Origin of the sequence: Noviherbaspirillum sp. ST9 (assembly GCF_048799745.1) — a bacterium.
GTDB lineage: Bacteria > Pseudomonadota > Gammaproteobacteria > Burkholderiales > Burkholderiaceae_D > Noviherbaspirillum.
This window is the reverse complement of the sequence record NZ_JBLWFR010000159.1, coordinates 1-574: the sequence shown is the minus strand read 5'-3', so window position 1 is coordinate 574 and position 574 is coordinate 1. Positions and strand designations below refer to the sequence as shown.

General features: G+C 50.7%; 1 protein-coding gene. It reads right to left on the bottom strand.

Going from position 1 to position 574, the window contains the following annotated elements; translation table 11 throughout:
• Positions 1–21: 21 nt before the first annotated feature.
• A complete protein-coding gene (locus ACNOHI_RS25295) occupies positions 22–546 on the bottom strand; it encodes a c-type cytochrome (protein ID WP_420477484.1) in 525 nt (174 codons plus the stop codon).
• Positions 547–574 lie beyond the last annotated feature (28 nt).

The following is a 574-nucleotide window of genomic DNA, read 5'->3' as shown; positions in this document are numbered from 1 at the left end:
ATCGCTCATCACTCTTTTTTCCTATTTAATTTCGCGTCCGCCTCGCCGGTCGTCTGTTACAAAACGTTCATGTGCAGGCATAACTACCAAGGGAAGACTTTTGCGGTTTAATACGGCATCCGCGCCGATTATCCTATTGGCAAACAATAAATAAGCAGTCACACTATAAACCTCATCCGCAGACAAAGATCCCGGCTGATTAAAGGGCATCGCCCGGTTTATATAATCATATAACGTGGATGCGTAAGGCCAGTAGTTGCCAATCGCCTTTCTTTCCCTTCCGCCTTCGGCGTCTTTTGTGATAGGCGGTGCCACCAGCTTGTCGAACGGTCCTTCGACCCCGGTTTTCCCATGACACGCTGCGCATTTGGCAGCATATATCACTTTGCCGGCAGCAACAGTCCCCTCACCTGCAGGAAGCCCTTTACCATCCGGACGTACGTCGATATCCTTTGCAGAAATTTCTGCGGGCGTAGCACTACGGCCATATCCAAAGGAAGCAGGCCATTCGGTCTCTCCTGCGGGCGAGGGTGAACTACAAGCAATCAGTGTCAGAACACCCCATAGACCAACA